Annotated in this window: 19 protein-coding genes; 6 read left to right on the forward strand and 13 right to left on the reverse strand. The window is 66.8% G+C overall.

The genetic code is table 11. From position 1 onward, the window contains the following. Nucleotides 1–59 precede the first annotated feature (59 nt). From PARHAE_RS17810 to PARHAE_RS17830, 5 genes are all read right to left on the reverse strand, one after another. Complete coding sequence (locus PARHAE_RS17810) at nt 60–1,181, reverse strand: TRAP transporter substrate-binding protein (RefSeq protein ID WP_126155941.1); 1,122 nt, start codon at nt 1,179–1,181, stop codon at nt 60–62. A gap of 195 nt (nt 1,182–1,376) precedes the next feature. Continuing rightward, the gene (gene eno, locus PARHAE_RS17815; protein WP_126155905.1) at nt 1,377–2,651 is read right to left on the reverse strand and encodes a phosphopyruvate hydratase; all 1,275 of its coding nucleotides are present in this window, start codon (nt 2,649–2,651) and stop codon (nt 1,377–1,379) included. A gap of 70 nt (nt 2,652–2,721) precedes the next feature. Next, nucleotides 2,722–3,408: an endonuclease/exonuclease/phosphatase family protein gene (locus PARHAE_RS17820; RefSeq protein ID WP_126155906.1), complete on the reverse strand. Its 687-nt coding sequence runs from the start codon at nt 3,406–3,408 to the stop codon at nt 2,722–2,724. A gap of 57 nt (nt 3,409–3,465) precedes the next feature. Then, nucleotides 3,466–4,866, reverse strand: a complete 1,401-nt coding sequence (locus tag PARHAE_RS17825) for a protein adenylyltransferase SelO (protein ID WP_126155907.1) — start codon at nt 4,864–4,866, stop codon at nt 3,466–3,468. 59 nt (nt 4,867–4,925) lie between these two features. Beyond that, nucleotides 4,926–5,627, reverse strand: coding sequence for an aquaporin (locus PARHAE_RS17830; RefSeq protein WP_126155942.1), 702 nt, complete (start codon nt 5,625–5,627; stop codon nt 4,926–4,928). Between the two features lie 151 nt (nt 5,628–5,778). Between PARHAE_RS17830 and obgE the strand changes: the two genes are divergently transcribed. The 3 genes from obgE to PARHAE_RS17845 all read left to right on the forward strand — a co-directional run bounded on the left by obgE (nt 5,779) and on the right by PARHAE_RS17845 (nt 8,299). Continuing rightward, nucleotides 5,779–6,810: a GTPase ObgE gene (gene obgE / locus PARHAE_RS17835; protein WP_126155908.1), complete on the forward strand. Its 1,032-nt coding sequence runs from the start codon at nt 5,779–5,781 to the stop codon at nt 6,808–6,810. Then, complete coding sequence (proB, locus tag PARHAE_RS17840; RefSeq protein WP_126155909.1) at nt 6,798–7,910, forward strand: glutamate 5-kinase; 1,113 nt, start codon at nt 6,798–6,800, stop codon at nt 7,908–7,910. Before obgE ends, proB begins: the two co-directional genes overlap by 13 nt. Before the next feature lie 98 nt (nt 7,911–8,008). Next, nucleotides 8,009–8,299 (forward strand): hypothetical protein, encoded by a 291-nt coding sequence (locus tag PARHAE_RS17845; RefSeq protein ID WP_126155910.1) that lies wholly within the window; start codon nt 8,009–8,011, stop codon nt 8,297–8,299. Nucleotides 8,300–8,355: 56 nt separating this feature from the next. Here the strand turns inward: PARHAE_RS17845 and PARHAE_RS17850 are convergent, their stop codons facing one another. From PARHAE_RS17850 to PARHAE_RS17885, 8 genes are all read right to left on the reverse strand, one after another. Next, entirely contained in the window at nt 8,356–8,718 is a 363-nt protein-coding gene (locus tag PARHAE_RS17850; protein WP_126155911.1) for a thiol-disulfide oxidoreductase DCC family protein, read from the reverse strand. Continuing rightward, nucleotides 8,719–10,902 carry a 3-hydroxyacyl-CoA dehydrogenase NAD-binding domain-containing protein gene (locus PARHAE_RS17855; protein WP_126155912.1) on the reverse strand — a complete coding sequence of 728 codons (2,184 nt, stop codon included), beginning with the start codon at nt 10,900–10,902 and terminating at the stop codon, nt 8,719–8,721. After that, nucleotides 10,899–11,378, reverse strand: coding sequence for a cupin domain-containing protein (locus PARHAE_RS17860; RefSeq protein ID WP_126155913.1), 480 nt, complete (start codon nt 11,376–11,378; stop codon nt 10,899–10,901). Before PARHAE_RS17860 ends, PARHAE_RS17855 begins: the two co-directional genes overlap by 4 nt. Further along, a complete protein-coding gene (locus PARHAE_RS17865) occupies nt 11,378–12,589 on the reverse strand; it encodes an acetyl-CoA C-acetyltransferase (protein ID WP_126155914.1) in 1,212 nt (403 codons plus the stop codon). The genes PARHAE_RS17860 and PARHAE_RS17865 overlap by 1 nt, the downstream gene beginning before the upstream one ends. Next, complete coding sequence (locus tag PARHAE_RS17870; protein ID WP_126155915.1) at nt 12,586–13,227, reverse strand: glutathione S-transferase family protein; 642 nt, start codon at nt 13,225–13,227, stop codon at nt 12,586–12,588. The genes PARHAE_RS17865 and PARHAE_RS17870 overlap by 4 nt, the downstream gene beginning before the upstream one ends. A 274-nt stretch (nt 13,228–13,501) precedes the next feature. Further along, nucleotides 13,502–15,274: an acyl-CoA dehydrogenase C-terminal domain-containing protein gene (locus PARHAE_RS17875; RefSeq protein WP_126155916.1), complete on the reverse strand. Its 1,773-nt coding sequence runs from the start codon at nt 15,272–15,274 to the stop codon at nt 13,502–13,504. 4 nt (nt 15,275–15,278) lie between these two features. Further along, on the reverse strand, nt 15,279–15,677 hold the full coding sequence (locus PARHAE_RS17880; protein WP_126155917.1) for a MerR family transcriptional regulator: 399 nt from the start codon (nt 15,675–15,677) through the stop codon (nt 15,279–15,281). Between the two features lie 122 nt (nt 15,678–15,799). Next, nucleotides 15,800–16,180, reverse strand: a complete 381-nt coding sequence (locus tag PARHAE_RS17885) for a MerR family transcriptional regulator (RefSeq protein ID WP_126155918.1) — start codon at nt 16,178–16,180, stop codon at nt 15,800–15,802. A 123-nt stretch (nt 16,181–16,303) separates the two neighbouring features. On the opposite strand from PARHAE_RS17885, the gene PARHAE_RS17890 reads away from it, so the two are divergent. Genes PARHAE_RS17890 through PARHAE_RS17900 form a run of 3 tightly spaced genes read left to right on the forward strand, consistent with a single transcriptional unit; the run spans nt 16,304 to nt 18,556 of the window. Continuing rightward, nucleotides 16,304–16,744, forward strand: a complete 441-nt coding sequence (locus tag PARHAE_RS17890) for a PaaI family thioesterase (RefSeq protein WP_420899422.1) — start codon at nt 16,304–16,306, stop codon at nt 16,742–16,744. Further along, on the forward strand, nt 16,744–17,247 hold the full coding sequence (locus tag PARHAE_RS17895) for a PaaI family thioesterase (RefSeq protein WP_126155919.1): 504 nt from the start codon (nt 16,744–16,746) through the stop codon (nt 17,245–17,247). Before PARHAE_RS17890 ends, PARHAE_RS17895 begins: the two co-directional genes overlap by 1 nt. Nucleotides 17,248–17,257: 10 nt before the next feature. Continuing rightward, nucleotides 17,258–18,556 (forward strand): MATE family efflux transporter, encoded by a 1,299-nt coding sequence (locus PARHAE_RS17900; protein ID WP_126155920.1) that lies wholly within the window; start codon nt 17,258–17,260, stop codon nt 18,554–18,556. The last annotated feature ends 28 nt before the right edge of the window (nt 18,557–18,584 follow it).

Genomic DNA, 18,584 nt, shown 5'->3' on the forward strand with positions numbered 1-18,584 from the left:
CCACGCCATGAAAAAACCGCCGCAGAACCCTGCGGCGGTTTTCGGTTCAACAGGCGGGATCAGCCCTGGGTGGGGGCCAGCTTGCCGTTGCGCTGCTGGATCATCATGAAGGTGTCGAAGGTATATTCCGCCGTCTGGTTGTACAGGTACCAGTCGTCGCGGAATTGCAGCTGCGCCTCGTACTGCCGCTTGAAATGTTCGTTTTCAGCGGACAGTTCGGCATAGACCTCGTTCGCGGCGGCGAAGGCGGCGTTCATGATTTCCTCGCTGAACGACCGCAGCTGCGCGCCCGACGCGGCCAGTTCCTTCAAGGCCGTGGGGTTCTTGAAGTCGTATTTCGCCAGCATGTTCTGGTCGGTCGCCTGGCAGCATGTCCGCAGCAGCGATTTGTAGTGCTCGGGCAGTTCGTCATACTTGGCCTTGTTGACAAAGAAGCTGACCGTCGGCCCGCCTTCCCAGAAGCCGGGGTAATAGTAATAGGGCGCGACCTTCTGGAAGCCCAGCTTGTTGTCGTCATAGGGGCCGACCCATTCGGCGGCGTCGATGGTGCCCTTTTCCAGCGACGGATAGATGTCGCCGCCCGCGATCTGCTGCGGCACCACGCCCAGCTTTTCGACGACGCGCCCGGCCAGGCCGGAAATCCGCATCTTCAGGCCCTGCATGTCGGCGACGGTGTTCACTTCCTTGCGGTACCAGCCGCCCATCTGCACGCCGGTGTTCCCGGCCGGGAACGCCACCAGGTTCACCGTTTCCAGGAACTGGTTGTACTGGTCGATCCCGCCGCCGTGATAGTTATAGGCGGCCTTGGCGCGCGCGCTGAAGGTGAAGGGCAGGTCGGCGCCGCAGGCGAAGGCCGGGTTCTTGCCCCAGTTGTAGTAACCCACCGAATGCGCGGTTTCGACGGTGCCGTCCGTCGCCGCGTTGATGGCGTCCAGGCCCGGCACGATCTCGCCGGCGGCGAAGACCTGGATGTTGAACTTGCCGTCCGAGGCTTCCTTCAGGCGGGTCGCGATCTCCTCGCCGCCGCCATAGATCGTGTCCAGCGACTTGGGAAAGGACGATGCCAGCCGCCAGTTGATCGTGGGCGATTCCTGCGCGATGGCAGGGGCGGCAAGCGTCGCGCCGGCTGCCGCCGCAACGCCGCCGACCGATGCCGTGGTCAGGAACGACCTGCGGTGCAGGGTCTTGGAATCTTTCATGAACTCTCCTCCGATGTTGGCAAGCGGGATCGTTGCCCAATGGGGTCGCGCCCCAAGCGAGGTCCAGTTTAGCCAGCGATTTCGGCCTGTCGAGGGGACTGCGTATCTCGGGCGGAAAAAACGAAACCGCCCCCGGCGGATGCACGGGGGCGGGGGACGCCGGGGCTTGGCCGTGGTTCAGCGCAGGATGCTGCGGCCGGCATATTCGGCGGTTGCGCCCAGCATCTCCTCGATGCGGATCAACTGGTTGTATTTCGCCAGCCGGTCGGACCGCGCGAGGCTTCCGGTCTTGATCTGGCCGCAGTTGGTGGCGACCGCGAGGTCGGCGATGGTGGCGTCCTCGGTCTCGCCCGAGCGGTGGGACATGACGCTGGTATAGCCGTTGCGGTCGGCCAGGCGCACCGCGTCCAGCGTTTCCGACAGGGTGCCGATCTGGTTGACCTTGACCAGCAGCGAGTTGCCGCAGCCCTTGGCGATGCCCTCGGCCAGGCGCGCGGGGTTGGTCACGAACAGGTCGTCGCCCACAAGCTGCACCGATTTGCCCAGGCGGTCGGTCAGAAGCTTCCAGCCGTCCCAGTCATCCTCGGCGCAGCCGTCCTCGATCGACAGGATCGGATAGTCGGCGCACAGCGCGGCCAGATAGTCCACGTTCTCGGCCGAGGTCAGGGACTTGCCCTCGCCCTTCATCTCATACTTGCCGTTCTTGAAATATTCGGTCGACGCGCAATCCAACGCCAGCATGATGTCGTCGCCGGGCTTGTAGCCCGCCTTCTCGACCGCCTTCAGAATGAAATCCAGCGCGTCGCGGGTCGAGGACAGGTTCGGCGCGAAGCCGCCCTCGTCGCCGACGCCGGTCGCCAGGCCCGCCGCCGACAGTTCCTTCTTCAGCGTGTGGAACACCTCGGACCCCATGCGCACGGCGTCGCGGATGTTCTCCGCAGAAACCGGCATGATCATGAATTCCTGGATGTCGATGGGGTTGTCGGCATGTTCGCCGCCATTGATGATGTTCATCATCGGCACCGGCAGGATGCGCGCCGCCGTCCCGCCCACGTAACGATACAGCGGCTGCTGGCAGGCATCCGCCGCCGCCTTGGCCACGGCCAGCGACACGCCCAGGATCGCGTTGGCGCCCAGCCGGCCCTTGTTCGGGGTGCCGTCCAACTCGATCATCATCGCGTCGATGGCGCGCTGTTCGGTCGCATCCTCGCCGATCAGGTTCTCGGCGATCTCGCCGTTCACGGCGGCCACGGCTTCCAGAACGCCCTTGCCCAGATAGCGGGCCTTGTCGCCGTCGCGCTTTTCGACCGCCTCATGCGCGCCGGTGGACGCGCCCGAGGGCACCGCCGCCCGGCCCATCGTGCCGTCTTCCAGCGTCACATCGACCTCGACGGTCGGATTGCCGCGGCTGTCCAGGATTTCACGCGCATAGATGTCGATGATGGCGGTCATGATTGTCCCTCGGGGTGTTTGGTGTCGGCGCCTTCATAGCTGCCGCAGGGGCAGGCCGAAAGCCGCAAATTCACGGCTGCTCGATCTCGGCCCAGATCGGCAGATGGTCCGAGGCGTCGCGCGCCTGCGCCCCGGTGAAGACCCCCTGATCCAGCAGGGTCAGGTGATGCGACATGGCGATCCGGTCGAAGCGGAACCGGGGCAGGGGCGCGGGATAGGACGGGCCGGGGGCGATGACGCGGAACCCCGCCAGGGATTCCAGCCCCCGGCTGTCGTGCCATTCGTTGAAATCGCCCATCAGCACGATATTGTCGTCGGCGATCCGCGCCGCCTGCGCGGTGATCCGCGCCAGTTGCGCCCGGCGGGACGACCGCGCGAGGCCCAGGTGGACGCCGATCACCGTCAGTTTCGGCAGGCGCAGCACGACCGCGCCGCGCGGCTCCAGCCCCGGCAGGGGCAGGCGGCGCAGGATGGCCTGTTCGGCCAGATCCGGGCGCATCAGGATCGTCTGGCCGTGCCATCCCAACGAGTTTTCGCCGGTCGTCGTCATATTGGCCGGAACCAGTCCGGTGGTTTTCTGGATCAGGCGGCGCGGCAGCGCCTCGGGTCGCGCGCCCAGGCGGAAATCGACCTCTTGCAACGCGATGATGTCAGGTTGCAGGGCCGAGATGACGGCAAGGTTGCGTTCCGGCGCATGCGGGCCGGTCAGGCCACGGCATTTGTGCAGGTTGTAACTTGCCAATCTCAACAAGGACATGCCGCCTTTCGTGCTGGCCGCAGGATAGTCACGGTCCGGGTCGTTGCAAGGGGCAGGTCAGGTGCCGCAGAAGGTCTGATGCACGATCTGTTCGCTGCGGGGCGCCGCCGCCAGGTCTTCCCAGCCGGGCCGCCCCTCGCGCGGATGCGTCGCCGCGTCGAACAGCCGCCGGAACGGATCCAGATTGCCCGCCACGGCGGCGGCGATGGCCTCCTCGATCCGGTGGTTGCGCGGAATGCGCAGGGGGTTCGCATGGCGCATCAGGGCGGGATCGGGGTTCCGGGCCTGCCAGTCGGCGGCCCAGGCATCGAAGGGGGCGCGGTCGGTGAATTCGTCCCGCGCCGCGCCGTCCGCCAGGCCCGCGAACACACGGGTGAAATCGGCGCGCTGCTGCGCCATCAGGGTCAGCAGGCGTTCGGCCAGGGGCTGCGCATCGGCGGCCTCGGTCAGGCCCAGCTTCTCGCCGAAGCGGCGGCGCCATGCGGCCTGATAAAGCGGTGCGAAACTGTGGACGGATTTCGTCGCGGCGTCGATGGCGGCGTCGCGTTCGCCCATCAGCGGGATCAGGCAGGTGGCAAGCTGCGCCAGGTTCCAGACCGCGATCTGCGGCTGCTGCGCCCAGGCATAGCGGCCCGCCCGGTCGATCGAAGAAAACACCGTGTCGGGATGATAGGCATCCATGAAGGCGCAGGGGCCATAATCGATGGTCTCGCCCGAGATGGCCATGTTGTCTGTGTTCATCACGCCATGGATGAAGCCCAGGGCCATCCAATGCGCGATGGTTTCCGCCTGCCGGGCCACGACATGATCCAGCAGCGACAGCGGGCCGTTGGCGGTGGGGTAATGACGGGCGATGACGTGATCTGTCAGGGCGGCAAGCGCGTCGGTCTTGTCGCGGACGGCGAAGAACTGGAAGGTGCCGACACGGATATGGCTTGCTGCCACGCGGGTCAGCACGGCGCCGGGCAGGGCGCTTTCGCGCCAGACCGTTTCGCCGGTCGCGACGGCGGCCAGGGCGCGGGTGGTGGGCACGCCCATCGCGTGCATGAATTCGCTGACGATGTATTCGCGCAGCACCGGCCCCATCCAAGCCCGCCCGTCGCCGCGCCGGGAAAAGGGCGTCGGCCCGCTGCCCTTCAACTGGATGTCGAAGCGCGCGCCGTCCGGGGCCACCACCTCGCCCAGCAGGACGGCGCGGCCGTCGCCAAGCTGCGGCACGAAGCCGCCGAACTGGTGGCCTGCATAGGCCTGGGCGATCGGTTCCGCACCGTCGGGAACCGCGTTGCCGGCCAGCATCGCCAGCCCCTCGGGTCCGGCCAGCCAGTTGCTGTCCAAGCCCAGTCGATCAGCCAGGGGTTCGTTCAGCGCCAGCAGCCGGGGGGCGGCCACGGGTGTCGGCGCCACGCGGGCAAAGAAGCCCTGCGGCAGTCGGGCATAGCTGTTGTCGAAAGGGATCATCCGGGCCTCCTGTCCCTCTTCATCTAGGGGCAGGAGGGGTTTGGAAAAAGGGCTGCGCGTCAGCCGCGCGGCTTGACGTGCGGCGACCGGGTGATGCCCGCCCCGTGCAGCGCGCCCGCCACCGCGCCTCCGGCCAGCGGCGCCAGGATGAACAACCACAGCTGCGACAGCGCCTGCCCGCCCACGAAGACCGCAGGCCCGATGGACCGCGCCGGGTTGACCGAGGTGCCGGTCACGTCGATGCCGACCAGATGGATGCCCGTCAGCGTCAGGCCGATGGCCAGCCCCGCGAAACCGGCGGGCGCGTCGGTCTGGGTCGCGCCCAGGATCACCGTCACGAACAGGAAGGTCGCCACGAATTCGAACACCAGCGCGGCGGTCAGGCTGTAGCCGCCGTTATAGCCCGCGCCCCAGCCGTTCTGGCCCAGCCCGTTCTGGGCGATGGCATAATCCGCCTTGCCCGAGGCGATGACATAGATCACCGCAGCCGCCGCGACCGCGCCCAGAACCTGCGCGATGCAATAGGCGATGAAATCCCCCATTCCCATCCGCCCCGAGGTCAGGAAGCCCAGCGACACCGCCGGGTTCAGCTGCGCGCCCGAGATCGCGCCCAGACCATATGCGGCGGCGACGATGGACAGGCCGAAGGCCATGGCGATGCCGTGAAAGCCGATATGCGCGCCCATCAACACCGCCGAGCCGACGCCGAAGAAAACCAGGATGAATGTACCGATGAATTCGGCCAGGGCCTTGCTGGACATCATGCACTCCTTAAAAAGATTCGGGTCACATTCCCGTGTGCGCGAGTGTGTGGATTGCGATAGGTTAATCAAGCGAAATCCCGGCAACCGCCGGAACACTTGCACGGCGGCGGCCACGCGCGTATCGCATGACCGCAAAGGAGCCTGCGCCATGAAATTTCTCGACCTCGCCAAAGTCTATATCCGCTCGGGCGGGGGCGGCGCGGGCTGCGTGTCCTTCCGGCGCGAGAAGTTCATCGAATACGGCGGCCCCGACGGCGGCGACGGCGGCAATGGCGGCGATGTCTGGGCCGAGGCGGTCGAGGGGCTGAACACGCTGATCGACTTCCGCTATCAGCAGCATTTCTTCGCCAAGTCCGGCCAGCATGGCATGGGCAGCCAGATGACCGGCAAGTCGGGCGAGGACATCACGCTGAAAGTGCCCGTGGGCACCGAGATCCTGGACGAGGACGAAGAGACCGTCATCGCCGACCTGACCGAACCCGGCCAGCGGGTGCTGCTGGCCAGGGGCGGCAACGGCGGCTGGGGGAACCTGCATTTCAAGACCTCGACCAACCGCAGCCCGCGCAACGCCAATCCGGGCCAGCCGGGGGTGGAGCGCACGATCTGGCTGCGGCTGAAGCTGATCGCGGATGCCGGGCTGGTGGGTTTGCCGAACGCAGGCAAGTCCACCTTCCTGGCGGCGGTGTCGAACGCCCGGCCCAAGATCGCGGATTATCCCTTCACCACGCTGCACCCGAACCTGGGCGTGGTCGGCATCGACGGCCATGAATTCGTGATGGCCGATATTCCCGGCCTGATCGAGGGCGCCAGCGAGGGCAGGGGACTGGGCGACCAGTTCCTGGGCCATGTCGAACGCTCGCGCGTGCTGCTGCATCTGGTCGACGGCACGTCCGAGGACGTAGCGGTCGACGCCCGCACCATCCTGACCGAGCTTGAGGCCTATTCGCCGATCCTGATGGACAAACCGCGCGTGACCGCCCTGAACAAGATCGACGCGCTGGATGACGAGACCATCGCCGAACGCAAGGCCGCCTTGGAAGCCGAGATCGGCGGGCCGGTGTTCCTGATGTCCGGCGTCGCCAAGCTGGGCGTGACCGAGGTGCTGCGTGCCCTGTGGACGCAGATCGAGCCGTCCCGGCGCGCCACCAAGGACGAGCCCGAGGCGCCATGGCAGCCTTAAGCCCGGCCCTGACCGCCGCGCGCCGCCTTGTCATCAAGATCGGCTCAGCGTTGCTGGTGGACGACCAGGGGCTGCGCGGCGACTGGCTGCGGGCCTTGTGCGACGACGTGGCCGACTGGCGGCGGCGCGGCTGCGACGTGGTGCTGGTTTCCTCTGGCTCCATCGCGCTTGGCCGCCGCGTCCTGGGCCTGCCGCTGGGCGCGCTGCCGCTGGAACAGGCGCAGGCCGCCGCCGCCGTGGGCCAGATCCGGCTGGCGCGCGCCTATGAGGAAGCCTTGGCCCCGCATGGCGTGACCACCGCCCAGGTGCTGCTGACGCTTGAGGACAGCGCCGACCGCCGCCGTTATCTCAACAGCCGGGCGACCATGCAGACGCTGCTGTCGCTGGGCGTGGTGCCCATCGTCAACGAAAACGACACCATCGCCACGGACGAGATCCGCTATGGCGACAACGACCGGCTGGCCGCGCAGATCGCCGTGACCTGCGGGGCCGACCAGTTGCTGCTGCTGTCGGACGTGGACGGGCTTTACACCGCGAATCCCAAGACCGACCCGACCGCCCTGCACCTGCCGGTGATCGAACACCTGACGCCCGAGATCGAGGCGATGGGCGGCGATCCTGTTTCGGGCCTGTCCAAGGGGGGCATGAAGACCAAGCTGATGGCCGCGCGCACCGCGATCGCCGGGGGCTGCGCCATGGCGATCGCCGAGGGGTCGGTGATGCGCCCCCTGTCGGCGGTGGCGCATGGCGCGCGGTGCAGCTGGTTCCTGCCGGAAAGCGATCCGCAGCTTGCCCGCAAACGCTGGATCGCGGCGATGAAGCCCAAGGGGGCGCTTGTCGTGGACCAGGGCGCCGCCCTTGCGTTGGGGCAGGGCAAGTCTCTGCTGCCTGCCGGGGTCCGCACGGTGGTGGGCGAATTCGGGCGCGGCGATCCGGTGGCGATTACCGGCCCCTCGGGCGAGACGCTGGCGACCGGGCTGGTCCGCTATACCGCCGACGAGGCGCGGCGCATCGCGGGCCACCGTTCCGACCGGATCGAGGCGATCCTGGGCTATACCGGCCGCGCCGCCCTGGTCCATCGCGACGACATGGCGCTGTAGGCGCAGCGGATTTTTTGGCCGCGCGGGAATAAACCCGTGGCTGGTCCGTCATCATCCCGCAGGCAGGACGGCCTGCGCCGGATGAAAGGACCGCAGCCATGACACGACACCGCTTTCTGATCGCCCTTGCGACAGCCGCCAGCCTTGTGATGCCGGGCATCGCCCTTGCCGATGACGATGACGATTTCCGCCGCCCGCTGCGGGGCTTCGCCACCCCGCAGCTTCAGTGGTCGATCTGGGGCTGGGACGACGGCCGCCGCTGGTTCTACGGCCTGCCGGAGGGTCACGGCCACCATTATCATGACCATCACGACGACGATGATGATGATGATGATGATGATGATGACGACCGCCGCGGCCGGTGGCGCGATGATGACGACGACGACTGAACAAAAAACATGGGGCAGGATCAGGCGCGCCCGGCTGACCGGCCGGGGCGCCTTCCCTATTCGATGGGCCCTCGCCCCAACAGCCGCAGCAGCAGGCCGCGCCCGGCCCGCAACAGCGGATAGACCGCCGCCGCCCGCCGCCGGTCGCGCAGCAGCCAGGCCATTGGTCCGCGTCCCGCCAGCCGCGACAGCATCCACACCGCCTCACCGCCATGCCAGATCCGGCCCTCGCGCCGGACCACCATCCCGGTGTTCAGGTCGCAGCCCGCCCGGCGCAGGTCCGCCAGGCGGGGATCGTCGCCGCGCGCGTCGATCAGGTCCACCGGACCGACGGCGTCGCGCAGCCGCAGCATCTGCGCATAGTTCCGGCACAGCGGGCAGTCGCCGTCATAAAAGACCTCCAGCCCGCCATGCGCCATTCAGGCGGCCTTCGCGCCACTGCCATAGCGGTCATAGAAGCCCTGGCCGCTGTCGGCCATGTCGCGCAGCAGCCTGGGCGCCGCGAAGCGGTCGCCGTGGTCCGCCGCCAGCCGGTCGCAAATCTGCACCGCGCGGGCCGAGCCCAACATGTCCAGCCAGCTGAACGGGCCACCCGACCAAGGCGCGAAGCCCCAGCCCAGGATCGCACCCACATCGCCCTCGCGAATGTCCTCCAGCACGCCGTCCTCGAAGGCGCGCACGGCCTCCAGAGCCTGCACCAACATCAGGCGGTGCTGGACATCGTGCAGATCCGGTTGATCGTCCGACTGCGGATAGCGTGCCGCCAGGCCGTCCCACAAGCCCTGCCGCTTGCCCGCATCGTCATAGGCATAGAAGCCCGCCTTGGCCTTGCGGCCCAGACGACCCTGGTCGGCCATCCAGAACAACACCTCGTCCACGGCGCCGTCGGGATAGGCGTCGCCCATCGCGGCGCGGGTGGCCTTGGCGATCTTCACGCCCAGGTCGATGCTGGTCTCGTCGACCAGTTGCAGCGGACCCAGCGGCATCCCCATCAGCTTGGCGGCGTTTTCGACCAGCACGGGGTTGACCCCTTCGGCCACCATGCGAATCCCCTCGTTGATATAGGGGATGATGCAGCGGTTGGCATAGAAGAAGCGCGCATCGTTGACGACGATGGGCGTCTTGCGGATCTGGCGCACGAAATCCAGCGCCTTGGCGACGGCGCGCGGGCCGGTCTGGCGGCCCTTGATGATCTCGACCAGGGCCATCTTGTCCACCGGGCTGAAGAAATGGATGCCGATGAACTGATCGGGCCGCCCGCTGGCTTTCGCCAGATCGCTGATCGGCAGGGTCGAGGTGTTGGTGGCGAAGATCGCGTCCGGGGGGATCACGGCCTCGGCGCGTTTCGTCACATCGGCCTTGATGGCGGGATCTTCGAAGACGGCTTCCACGATCAGGTCGCAGCCCTCAAGCGCGGCGTAGTCGGTGGTGGCGGTGATGCGGGCCAGCACCTCGGCCTTCTTGTCCTCGGTCGCCTTCCGGCGGCTGATGGCCTTGTCCAGCAGGTCGGCGGAATGCGCCTTGCCACGGTCGGCGCTGTCCTGTTTCGCGTCGATCAGCACCACCTCAATCCCCGCCATCGCGCTGACATAGGCGATGCCCGCGCCCATCATGCCCGCGCCCAGGATGCCGACCTTCCTGACCGACTGGTCCGGCGCCTCGGGGCGGTTGGCGCCTTTTTCCAGCGCCTCCTTGTTGATGAACAGGCTGCGGATCATCGCGGTCGAGGACGGGTTCATCAGCACATTCGTGAACCACCGCGCCTCGATTTTCAGCGCCGTGTCGAAGGGAACCTGCGCGCCTTCATAGACGGCGGACAGCAGCGCCCTGGCGGCGGGATAGACGCCCATCGTCTTGCCGTTCACCATGGCGGATGCGCCCACGAAGGTCATGAACCCCGCCGGATGGTAAGGCTCTCCGCCCGGCATCTTGTAGCCCTTCTGATCCCAGGGCTTGACCAGATCGGCGTCCTTGGCGTTCAGCACCCAGTCGCGGGCAGCCGCGACGGGATCCTCGACCACGTCATCGATCAGGCCAGCGGCCTTGGCCTTCTTCGGATCGGACAGCTTGCCTTCCAGCAGGAACGGCGCCGCCGCCATTGCGCCCAGTTTGCGGGTCAGGCGGATCGTGCCGCCGCCGCCGGGGAAGATGCCGACCATGATTTCCGGCAGGCCGATCTTGGCCTTGGGATTGTCGGCGGCAAAGATGCGATGGGTGGCCAGCGGCAGTTCCAGCCCGATGCCAAGCGCGGTGCCGGGCAGGGCGGTGGCGATGGGCTTGCCGCCCTTCAGGGTCTTGGGGTCCATGCCCGCGCGCTCGATCTTGCGCAAGACGTGGTGCAGCGACATGATCCCGTCAAAGACCTTCTGCGCGCCACCCTGCTTCATCCCCGCGATGACGTTCAGGTCCATTCCGGCGGCGAAGTCCTTCTTGCCGCTGGTGATGACGATGCCCTTCACCGCATCATCTGCCAGGGCGTCGTCGATCAGCGCGTTCAGTTCGGCGGCGCCGTCCAGAGAAAGCACGTTCATCGACTTGCCGGGCACGTCCCAGGTGATGACGGCCACGCCGTCGGCGTCCTTCTGCATGGTGAAATCGGTCATTCGTTCTCTCCCTCGGGGGCATAGGGCCGCCCGTCCTTGTGGGTATAGGTCGCAACCCCGTCCTTCAGGGTCAGCACCAGATCGACATCGGAATAGGTCGCCACTTCCTCGGCCGCCTTGCTGCCGATCACCAGAAAGCGGGCCGGGGCGGTGCTGCGGTTGACGAAGTGATGCCCGTCAGGGGTGTTGGCGGGAAATCCCACGCAGTCGCCGGGACGCATGATCTCCTCGCCGTCTTCGGTGATCATGACGCATTCGCCCTCGGTCACCATGACGAACTCGTCCTCGGCCCGGTGCCAGTGGCGCAGCGAGGACAGGGCGCCGGGTTCCAGCGTCACCAGGTTCACGCCGAACTGAGTCAGCCCCGCCGCCTGGCCCAGGCGCAGGCTGGACCGCCCCGCCATCATCGCCGCGTAGGGCGCGGGATAGATCGAGCCGGTCTTGACCGGCACCGCGGTTAGATCAAGCTTTCGCATCACACCCGCTCGATGATGGTGGCGGCGCCCATGCCGGATGCGATGCACAGCGTGGCAAGGCCGATTTCCTTGTCCTGGCGCTCCAACTCGTCCAGCAGCGTGCCGATGATGATCGCGCCGGTTGCGCCCAACGGATGGCCAAGCGCCATTGCGCCGCCGTTGACGTTCACGTTGCCGGGATCGACCTGGAAGGCCTGCATGAAGCGCAGGACCACGGCGGCAAAGGCCTCGTTCACTTCGAACAGGTCGATGTCGCTGATGGACATGCCGCTGTCGGCCAGGATTTTCTCGGTTACGGGAACCGGGCCGGTCAGCATGATGGTCGGATCGGTGCCGATCTTCGCCGTGGCGCGGATCCGGGCGCGGGGCTTCAGGCCATGGGCCTTGCCGAACTCTGCGTTTCCGATCAGCACGGCCGCCGCGCCATCCACGATGCCCGAACTGTTCCCGGCGTGGTGGATGTGGTCGATCCGGTCCAGATGCGGGTATTTCAGCATCGCCACCTTGTCGAATCCGGGCATCGTCTCGCCCATGTCCTTGAAGGCGGGCTTCAGCTTGGCCAGATCCTCCATGGTCGTGCCGGGGCGCATGTATTCGTCCCGGTCCAGGATGGTCAGCCCGTTCTGGTCCTTGACCGGCACGATGGATTTGGCGAAGCGCCCTTCGTCCCAGGCCATGGCGGCGCGGCGCTGGCTTTCGACGGCCAGCTTATCGGCCTCCTCGCGCGAGAAGCCGTATTCGGTGGCGATGATGTCGGCGCTGATCCCCTGCGGCACGAAATAGGTTTTCATCGCCAGGCTGGGATCGACCGCGATGGCGGCCCCGTCGCTGCCCATCGCGACGCGGCCCATCATCTCGACCCCGCCGGCGATATAGGCGCTGCCCGCGCCGCCCCTGATCTGGTTGGCGGCCAGGTTCACGGCCTCCATGCCGCTGGCGCAGAAGCGGTTGATCGACAGGCCGGGAATGCGTTCGTCCAGATCCGAGGCCAGCACGGCGCTGCGCGCCAGGCAACCGCCCTGTTCCTTGACCTGGGTGACATTGCCCCAGATCACGTCCTCGACCGCATGGCCTTCCAGGTTGTTGCGTTCCTTGACGGCGTTCAGCAGACGGGCGGACAGCGCCAGAGACGTGACTTCGTGCAGGCTGCCATCGGGGCGGCCTTTGCCGCGCGGGGTACGGGCGGCGTCATAGATATAGGCGTCGGTCATGTGTCCTCCTTCGGCGCCCGGTCGGCAGGATTGCCGGGCATCAGGTCATAGGGGTGTTTCCAGCCGGGCAGGGCGCTGATCGCGTTCAGCCAGCGGTCGATATGGGGCCAGTCCCGACGGTCGAAGCCGAAGGGCTCGGGATAGAACAGGTACCCGCAGCAGGCGAAATCGGCGATCGTGGGGGCGGTATCGGCAATCCAGTTCCGCGAGGCGAGGTGGTCGTCCAGCACCTTGTAGGAGGCCTTCAGCCGCCCTTGCAGATATTCCGCCGCGCCTGCCGGGCGCTTCGCCTGGGGCACGAAGTTCAGCAGGAACCGCGCCGGGCCCGCCTGACCCGACAGCCTGTGATTGTCGAACATCAGCCAGCGGAGCGTTTCATTGCGGTCGGCGCCCAGGAATTTTCCGGTCCGTTCGGCGATATGCATCTGGATCACCGCCGATTGCGTCAGGGTCAGGTCGCCTTCGCGGAAGACCGGCACCTCGCCCATGGCGTTTATTGCGCGAAAGGCGGGGCTGCGGGCCTCTCCGTTGAAGAAATCGACAAAGACCGGCGACCAGTCGTAACCGGCCAGTTCCATGGTCAGCGCCGGCTTGTAAGCATTGCCCGATTCGCCAAAGCACCAGAGTTGCGCGGTCATCCTGTTCCTTTCACCGCCGGGGGCTTCGCGCCCCCGGACCCCCGCGGGGTATTTCCTGCAAAGAAGAAGAGCCGTTAAGTCTTCCTCAAGCTTTTCATCCTATCCCGGTCGGCGCGGTACAGGCTGGGGAGCCGATGACCGCCAAAGGAGAAGCCGTCCCGGTTCCTGGCTGAGACATGCCATACCTGTCGGAAGGCAGGAGGGGCCGGGACGCACCTGCTTGTGCTTCTTCTTTGCACAAATACCCATACCGACCCCGCCACACGCGAACCCGTCAGAACGCCTCTGCCTCAAGCTCCATCACCGGCGCGGCCCCGGACTGGATGCGCGCCAGATGCGTCGCGGTCATCGGCAACTGCCGTTTCATATAATAGACCCCGGTGGCCAGCTTGGTCTTCAGGAACGCCGCGTCACCCGTCCCCGCGTCCAGCGCCGCCTGCGCGGCGGCCGCCATTTGCGCCCACATGAAGCCCAGCGCGACATGGCCGAAAAGGTGCATGAAGTCATAGCTGCCCGACAGCGCGTCGTTGGGGTTCTTCATGCCGCGTTCCATGAAGAACATCGCGGCGGTCTGCAGATCCTTGGACGCGGCTTTCAGGGGGGCGACGAAGTCGGCGGCGATGGCGCTTTCGGCATTGTCCTTGCAGAAGCCCTTGACCAGTTCGAAGAAGGCCATGACATGCTTGCCGCCGTCCTGGGCCAGCTTGCGGCCCACCAGGTCCAGCGCCTGCACGCCGTTCGCGCCTTCATAGATCATCGTGATCCGGGCGTCGCGAACGAACTGGGACATGCCCTGTTCCTCGATATAGCCGTGGCCGCCATAGACCTGCTGCGCCAGCACCGCGGTTTCGAACCCCTTGTCGGTCAGGAAGCCCTTGATGACGGGCGTCAGCAGCGACACCAGCCCCTCGGCATCCGCGTCGCCACTGTGGCCCTTGTCGATCAGGTGCGCGCCCCACAGCGCCAGCATCCGCGCGCCTTCCAGGAACGACTTCTGATCCATCAGGCTGCGGCGGATGTCAGGGTGGACGATCAGCGGATCGGCGGGGCCCGAGGGGTTCGCGGCCCCCGTTACGGCGCGGCCCTGCAAGCGGTCCTTCGCATAGGCCACCGCGTTCTGATAGGCGGGCACCGCGCAGGCATAGCCTTGCAGGCCGACACCCACGCGCGCCTCGTTCATCATCGTGAACATGGCCCGCATTCCCTTGTGCAGGTCGCCCAGCAACCAGCCCTTCGCGCCGTCATAGTTCATCACGCAGGTGGCGTTGCCGTGGATGCCCATCTTTTCTTCCAGCGCGCCGACCGTTACGCCGTTGCGTTCGCCAAGGCTGCCGTCCGCGTTCACCAGGAATTTCGGCACGATGAACAGGCTGATGCCCCTGGTGCCCTCGCCGCCGCCGGGGGCCTTGGCCAGGACCAGGTGGATGACGTTTTCAGCCAGGTCGTGATCGCCGGCCGAGATGAAGATCTTGGTCCCGGTGATCAGATAGCTGCCGTCTTCCTGCGGTTCGGCCCTGGTGCGCAGCATCCCCAGATCGGTGCCGCAATGCGGTTCGGTCAGGTTCATGGTGCCGGTCCAGTCGCAGCTGACCATCTTCGGCAGATACATCGCCTTCTGTTCGTTCGTGCCGTGGGCATGGATAGCCGAATAGGCGCCGTGGGTCAGGCCCTGATACATGTTGAAGGCCATGTTCGCCGACACGAACATCTCGCCCGTGGCCACGCCCAGCACATAGGGCATTCCCTGCCCGCCATAGTCCGGGTCGCAGTCGAGCGCGGTCCAGCCGCCCTCTTTCATCGCCTGGAAGGCCTGGTCGAATCCGTCGGGCGTGCGCACCACGCCGTTTTCCAGCCGGCATCCCTGCCGGTCGCCCACCGCGTTCAGCGGCGCCAGAACCTCGGCCGCCAGCTTGCCCGCCGCGTCCAGCACGGCTTCGGTGAAGTCGCGGTCCAGGTCATCGTGCCCCGGCAGGCCGGATTGCGACAGCTTCAGCACGTCATGCAGCGCGAACTGCATGTCGCGGACAGGCGGGATATAGATCGTCATGGCATTACCCTGTGGTCGTGTCGTTGGACGCGGCGGCAAGTCGGGTTTCTGCGTCGGAAAGCTGGGACTTGAGATCGACAATCGCCTCGCTCAGTTCAGCATATTGGCGTTCCATGTCGGCAAGGCGTTGGCGCCCGACCGTGATGGTCGCGGCGATCTGCGCCTTGTTCGTCCCGCCCGGCTCGTACAGTTCAAGCAACTGGCGGATTTCCTCGAGGCTGAAGCCGAACCGCTTGCCGCGCAGGATCAATGTCAGCCGCGCCCGGTCCCGGCGGTCGTACAGGCGATGCTGCCCGCGACGTTCGGGAAAGATCAGCTCGCGCGCCTCATAGAAACGCAGCGTGCGGGGGGTGACATCGAACGCATCGCACATCTGGCGAATCGTCATCAGCTCGTCGGACATGGATCGCGGTTCCTCCTCGTTCACCGTCTGCCGTCCTTGACCACAGATATAGGGGCAAGTTGACGCGAACGTAAGCGAGACGCCGCGTCACAGGCGAAGTCAAGGCGATACCTGACGTATGGTCAAGCCATATCGGACAATTCCCGCGCCGCGGTTTCGCGCAGGGCCTTCAGATCGGCGCGCGCGGCCGTCAGGTCGGCGATCTGTTCATCCAAGACCGTAAGCTGCCGGTCCGCCAGATCCAGCCAGACCTGATACTGTTCGCGCGATCCCTTTTGTTCATAGATCAGCAGCCATTGCCGGATATCCTCCAGCGAGAATCCGAACCGCCTTCCCCGCAGGATCAGGGTCATGCGGGCGATCTCTCGCGGTCCGTAGAAACGCGACCGGCCTTCCTTCCGGGGGTTCAGCAGTTCGATATATTCGTAATAGCGCAGCGTCCGGGGCGTCACGTCGAAGCGCGTGCACATCTCCTTGAAGCTGACTGTCTGCTCGCCCGGCATCGGCCCCTCCCGTCATCGTCAGGCCGAAGGCTATCCGGTTGGCGCGCCTGTGCGCAAGGGACGGGGGTTGAGTGCGCGCCCCTGTCGCGGATAGCGTGGAGGCGGCAAGCGGGGGAAAACGCGATGGACAGGGATGCAGGCATGTCGGATTCGGACCAGACGCGGATCGCCCAGCAATTCATCGAGGCGATTCCCCATGCCCGCGCCCTGGGAATGCGGGTCGATGCGCTTGGCGCGGGGATGGCGACCATCAGCATGCCCTGGGCGGAACATCTGGTCGGCGATCCGCGCAGCGGGGTCGTGCATGGCGGGGTGGTGTCGGCGCTGATGGACACCTGCTGCGGGGCGGCCGTGATGGCCCATCCCGAAGGGCCGGCGTCGACCGCGACCATCGACCTGCGCATCGATTATATGCGGTCCGCCACGAAGGGGCAGCGGATCACGGCGCGGGCCGAATGCTATCACATCACCCGCACCGTGGCCTTCGTTCGCGCCGTGGCCTTGGACCAGGACGAGGATAGGCCCGTCGCCGCCGCCACCGGCGCCTTCACGGTGGAACGGTGATGGCCATGGACCGCCGCGAACCGCTGGACCAGATCAAGTCGCGCCGCGATTCGGCGCTGTCGGCGCTTGTGTCGGGGGTGCCCTACCTCGCCTGGCTGGGCATCCGCTTCGACCGGCGCGGGGACGAATTGACCGCGATCCTGCCCTATGACGAAAAGCTGATCGGCAACCCGCTGCTGCCCGCGCTTCATGGCGGCGTGACGGCGGCGTTCCTGGAGACGACCGCGATCATCGAACTGGCCTGGACCGCCATGTGGGAAGATATGGAATCGGGCCGTGCCGTTCCCGATGCGGCGGTCGCCATCGCCCCGCCGCGCCTGCCCAAGACCATCGACTTCACCGTGGACTACCTGCGCAGCGGCCTGCCGCGCGACGCCTATGCGCGCGCGCGGGTGGTCCGGTCCGGGCGGCGCTATGCGTCCGTGCAGGTCGAGGCCTGGCAGGACAACCGCTCGCGGCTTCTGGCGCAGGCGACCGGGCATTTCCTGATGCCGCAGGGCTGAGCCGGGCGGGATGGACCGGCTGACCAACCGGCGGGTGCTGTCGATCGCGCTGCCGATCGTCCTGTCGAACGTCACCGTGCCGCTGCTGGGGCTGGTCGATACCGGCGTGATCGGCCAGCTTGGCCGGCCCGAGGCGATCGGCGGGGTGGCCATCGGCGCCGTGATCCTGACCAGTATCTACTGGATCTTCGGGTTCCTGCGCATGGGCACCTCGGGCCTGGTGGCGCAAAGCCACGGCGCGGGCCAGGGGGCGGAAAGCGGCGCGCATCTGCTGCGGGCGCTTGCCATCGCGGCGGCGGCGGGGCTGGGCTTCATCCTCCTGCAAGGCGCGGTCTTTGGCGCGGCCTTTCGGATCGCCCCCACATCCGTCGCGGTCAAGGCGTTGGCGCGCGATTATCTGGCGATCCGCATCTGGGGGGCGCCCGCGACCATCGGCCTTTACGCCGTCACCGGCTGGCTGATCGCGGTCGAGCGCGCCCGGTCGGTTCTGGTGCTGAACCTGATCCAGAACGGGCTGAACGTGGCCCTGTCGATCTGGTTCGTGCTGGGCCTGCATTGGGGCGTACAGGGGGTCGCGGCGGCGACGCTGCTGTCTGAATGGTGCGGGCTGATGCTGGGGCTGTGGATGACGCGCAAGGCCGTCGCACAGGGCCTGACCGCGGCCGGACTGTTCGCGCGGGACAAGCTGACGCGGCTGGCGCGGGTGAACAGTGACATCATGATCCGGTCGGTGCTGCTGCAAGCCAGCTTTACCAGCTTCGTGTTCCTGGGCGCGGGGCAGGGGGACGTAACGCTGGCCGCCAATCAGGTGCTGCTGCAATTCCTGTCGATCACCGCCTATGCCCTGGACGGCTTCGCCTTCGCGGCCGAAAGCCTGGTCGGGCAGGCGGTGGGCGCGCGCAGGCCCGACCGGGTGCGGCGGGCGTCCGTGCTGACATCAGCCTGGGGAATCGGCGGCGCCTTCGCCCTGGCCCTGGCCTTCTGGTTCGGCGGCGGCGCGATCATCGACCTGCTTACCACCTCGCCCGAGGTCCGGGCCGAGGCGCGGGTCTATCTGCCCTGGCTGGGCGCGGCGCCGCTGATCGGGGTGGGCGCCTGGATGCTGGACGGCATCTTCATCGGCGCCACGCTGACCCGCGACATGCGCATGGCGATGATCTGGTCGGCCCTGGTGTTCCTGGCGGCCGTCCTGCTGCTGCCGCCGGTCTGGGGAAACCATGGGCTGTGGGCAGCCCTGACCGCCCTGAACCTGTCACGCGGCGTCGCCATGGCCCTGCGCTATCCACGGGCCGAGGCTGCGGCGGCATGAAAAAGGGGCCGCAAGGCCCCCGATCCAG

It is taken from the genome of Paracoccus haematequi, assembly GCF_900631945.1.
Classification (GTDB): Bacteria; Pseudomonadota; Alphaproteobacteria; order Rhodobacterales; family Rhodobacteraceae; genus Paracoccus; species Paracoccus haematequi_A.

What these genes read in the sequence shown, in the direction of transcription:
- eno (WP_126155905.1), bottom strand. Translation starts at nt 2,651, where the DNA reads ATGACCGCCATCATCGACATCTATGCGCGTGAAATCCTGGACAGCCGC.
- PARHAE_RS17820 (WP_126155906.1), bottom strand. Translation starts at nt 3,408, where the DNA reads ATGTCCTTGTTGAGATTGGCAAGTTACAACCTGCACAAATGCCGTGGC.
- PARHAE_RS17825 (WP_126155907.1), bottom strand. Translation starts at nt 4,866, where the DNA reads ATGATCCCTTTCGACAACAGCTATGCCCGACTGCCGCAGGGCTTCTTT.
- PARHAE_RS17830 (WP_126155942.1), bottom strand. Translation starts at nt 5,627, where the DNA reads ATGTCCAGCAAGGCCCTGGCCGAATTCATCGGTACATTCATCCTGGTT.
- obgE (WP_126155908.1), top strand. Translation starts at nt 5,779, where the DNA reads ATGAAATTTCTCGACCTCGCCAAAGTCTATATCCGCTCGGGCGGGGGC.
- proB (WP_126155909.1), top strand. Translation starts at nt 6,798, where the DNA reads ATGGCAGCCTTAAGCCCGGCCCTGACCGCCGCGCGCCGCCTTGTCATC.
- PARHAE_RS17845 (WP_126155910.1), top strand. Translation starts at nt 8,009, where the DNA reads ATGACACGACACCGCTTTCTGATCGCCCTTGCGACAGCCGCCAGCCTT.
- PARHAE_RS17850 (WP_126155911.1), bottom strand. Translation starts at nt 8,718, where the DNA reads ATGGCGCATGGCGGGCTGGAGGTCTTTTATGACGGCGACTGCCCGCTG.
- PARHAE_RS17855 (WP_126155912.1), bottom strand. Translation starts at nt 10,902, where the DNA reads ATGACCGATTTCACCATGCAGAAGGACGCCGACGGCGTGGCCGTCATC.
- PARHAE_RS17860 (WP_126155913.1), bottom strand. Translation starts at nt 11,378, where the DNA reads ATGCGAAAGCTTGATCTAACCGCGGTGCCGGTCAAGACCGGCTCGATC.
- PARHAE_RS17865 (WP_126155914.1), bottom strand. Translation starts at nt 12,589, where the DNA reads ATGACCGACGCCTATATCTATGACGCCGCCCGTACCCCGCGCGGCAAA.
- PARHAE_RS17870 (WP_126155915.1), bottom strand. Translation starts at nt 13,227, where the DNA reads ATGACCGCGCAACTCTGGTGCTTTGGCGAATCGGGCAATGCTTACAAG.
- PARHAE_RS17875 (WP_126155916.1), bottom strand. Translation starts at nt 15,274, where the DNA reads ATGACGATCTATATCCCGCCTGTCCGCGACATGCAGTTCGCGCTGCAT.
- PARHAE_RS17880 (WP_126155917.1), bottom strand. Translation starts at nt 15,677, where the DNA reads ATGTCCGACGAGCTGATGACGATTCGCCAGATGTGCGATGCGTTCGAT.
- PARHAE_RS17885 (WP_126155918.1), bottom strand. Translation starts at nt 16,180, where the DNA reads ATGCCGGGCGAGCAGACAGTCAGCTTCAAGGAGATGTGCACGCGCTTC.
- PARHAE_RS17890 (WP_420899422.1), top strand. Translation starts at nt 16,304, where the DNA reads ATGGACAGGGATGCAGGCATGTCGGATTCGGACCAGACGCGGATCGCC.
- PARHAE_RS17895 (WP_126155919.1), top strand. Translation starts at nt 16,744, where the DNA reads ATGGCCATGGACCGCCGCGAACCGCTGGACCAGATCAAGTCGCGCCGC.
- PARHAE_RS17900 (WP_126155920.1), top strand. Translation starts at nt 17,258, where the DNA reads ATGGACCGGCTGACCAACCGGCGGGTGCTGTCGATCGCGCTGCCGATC.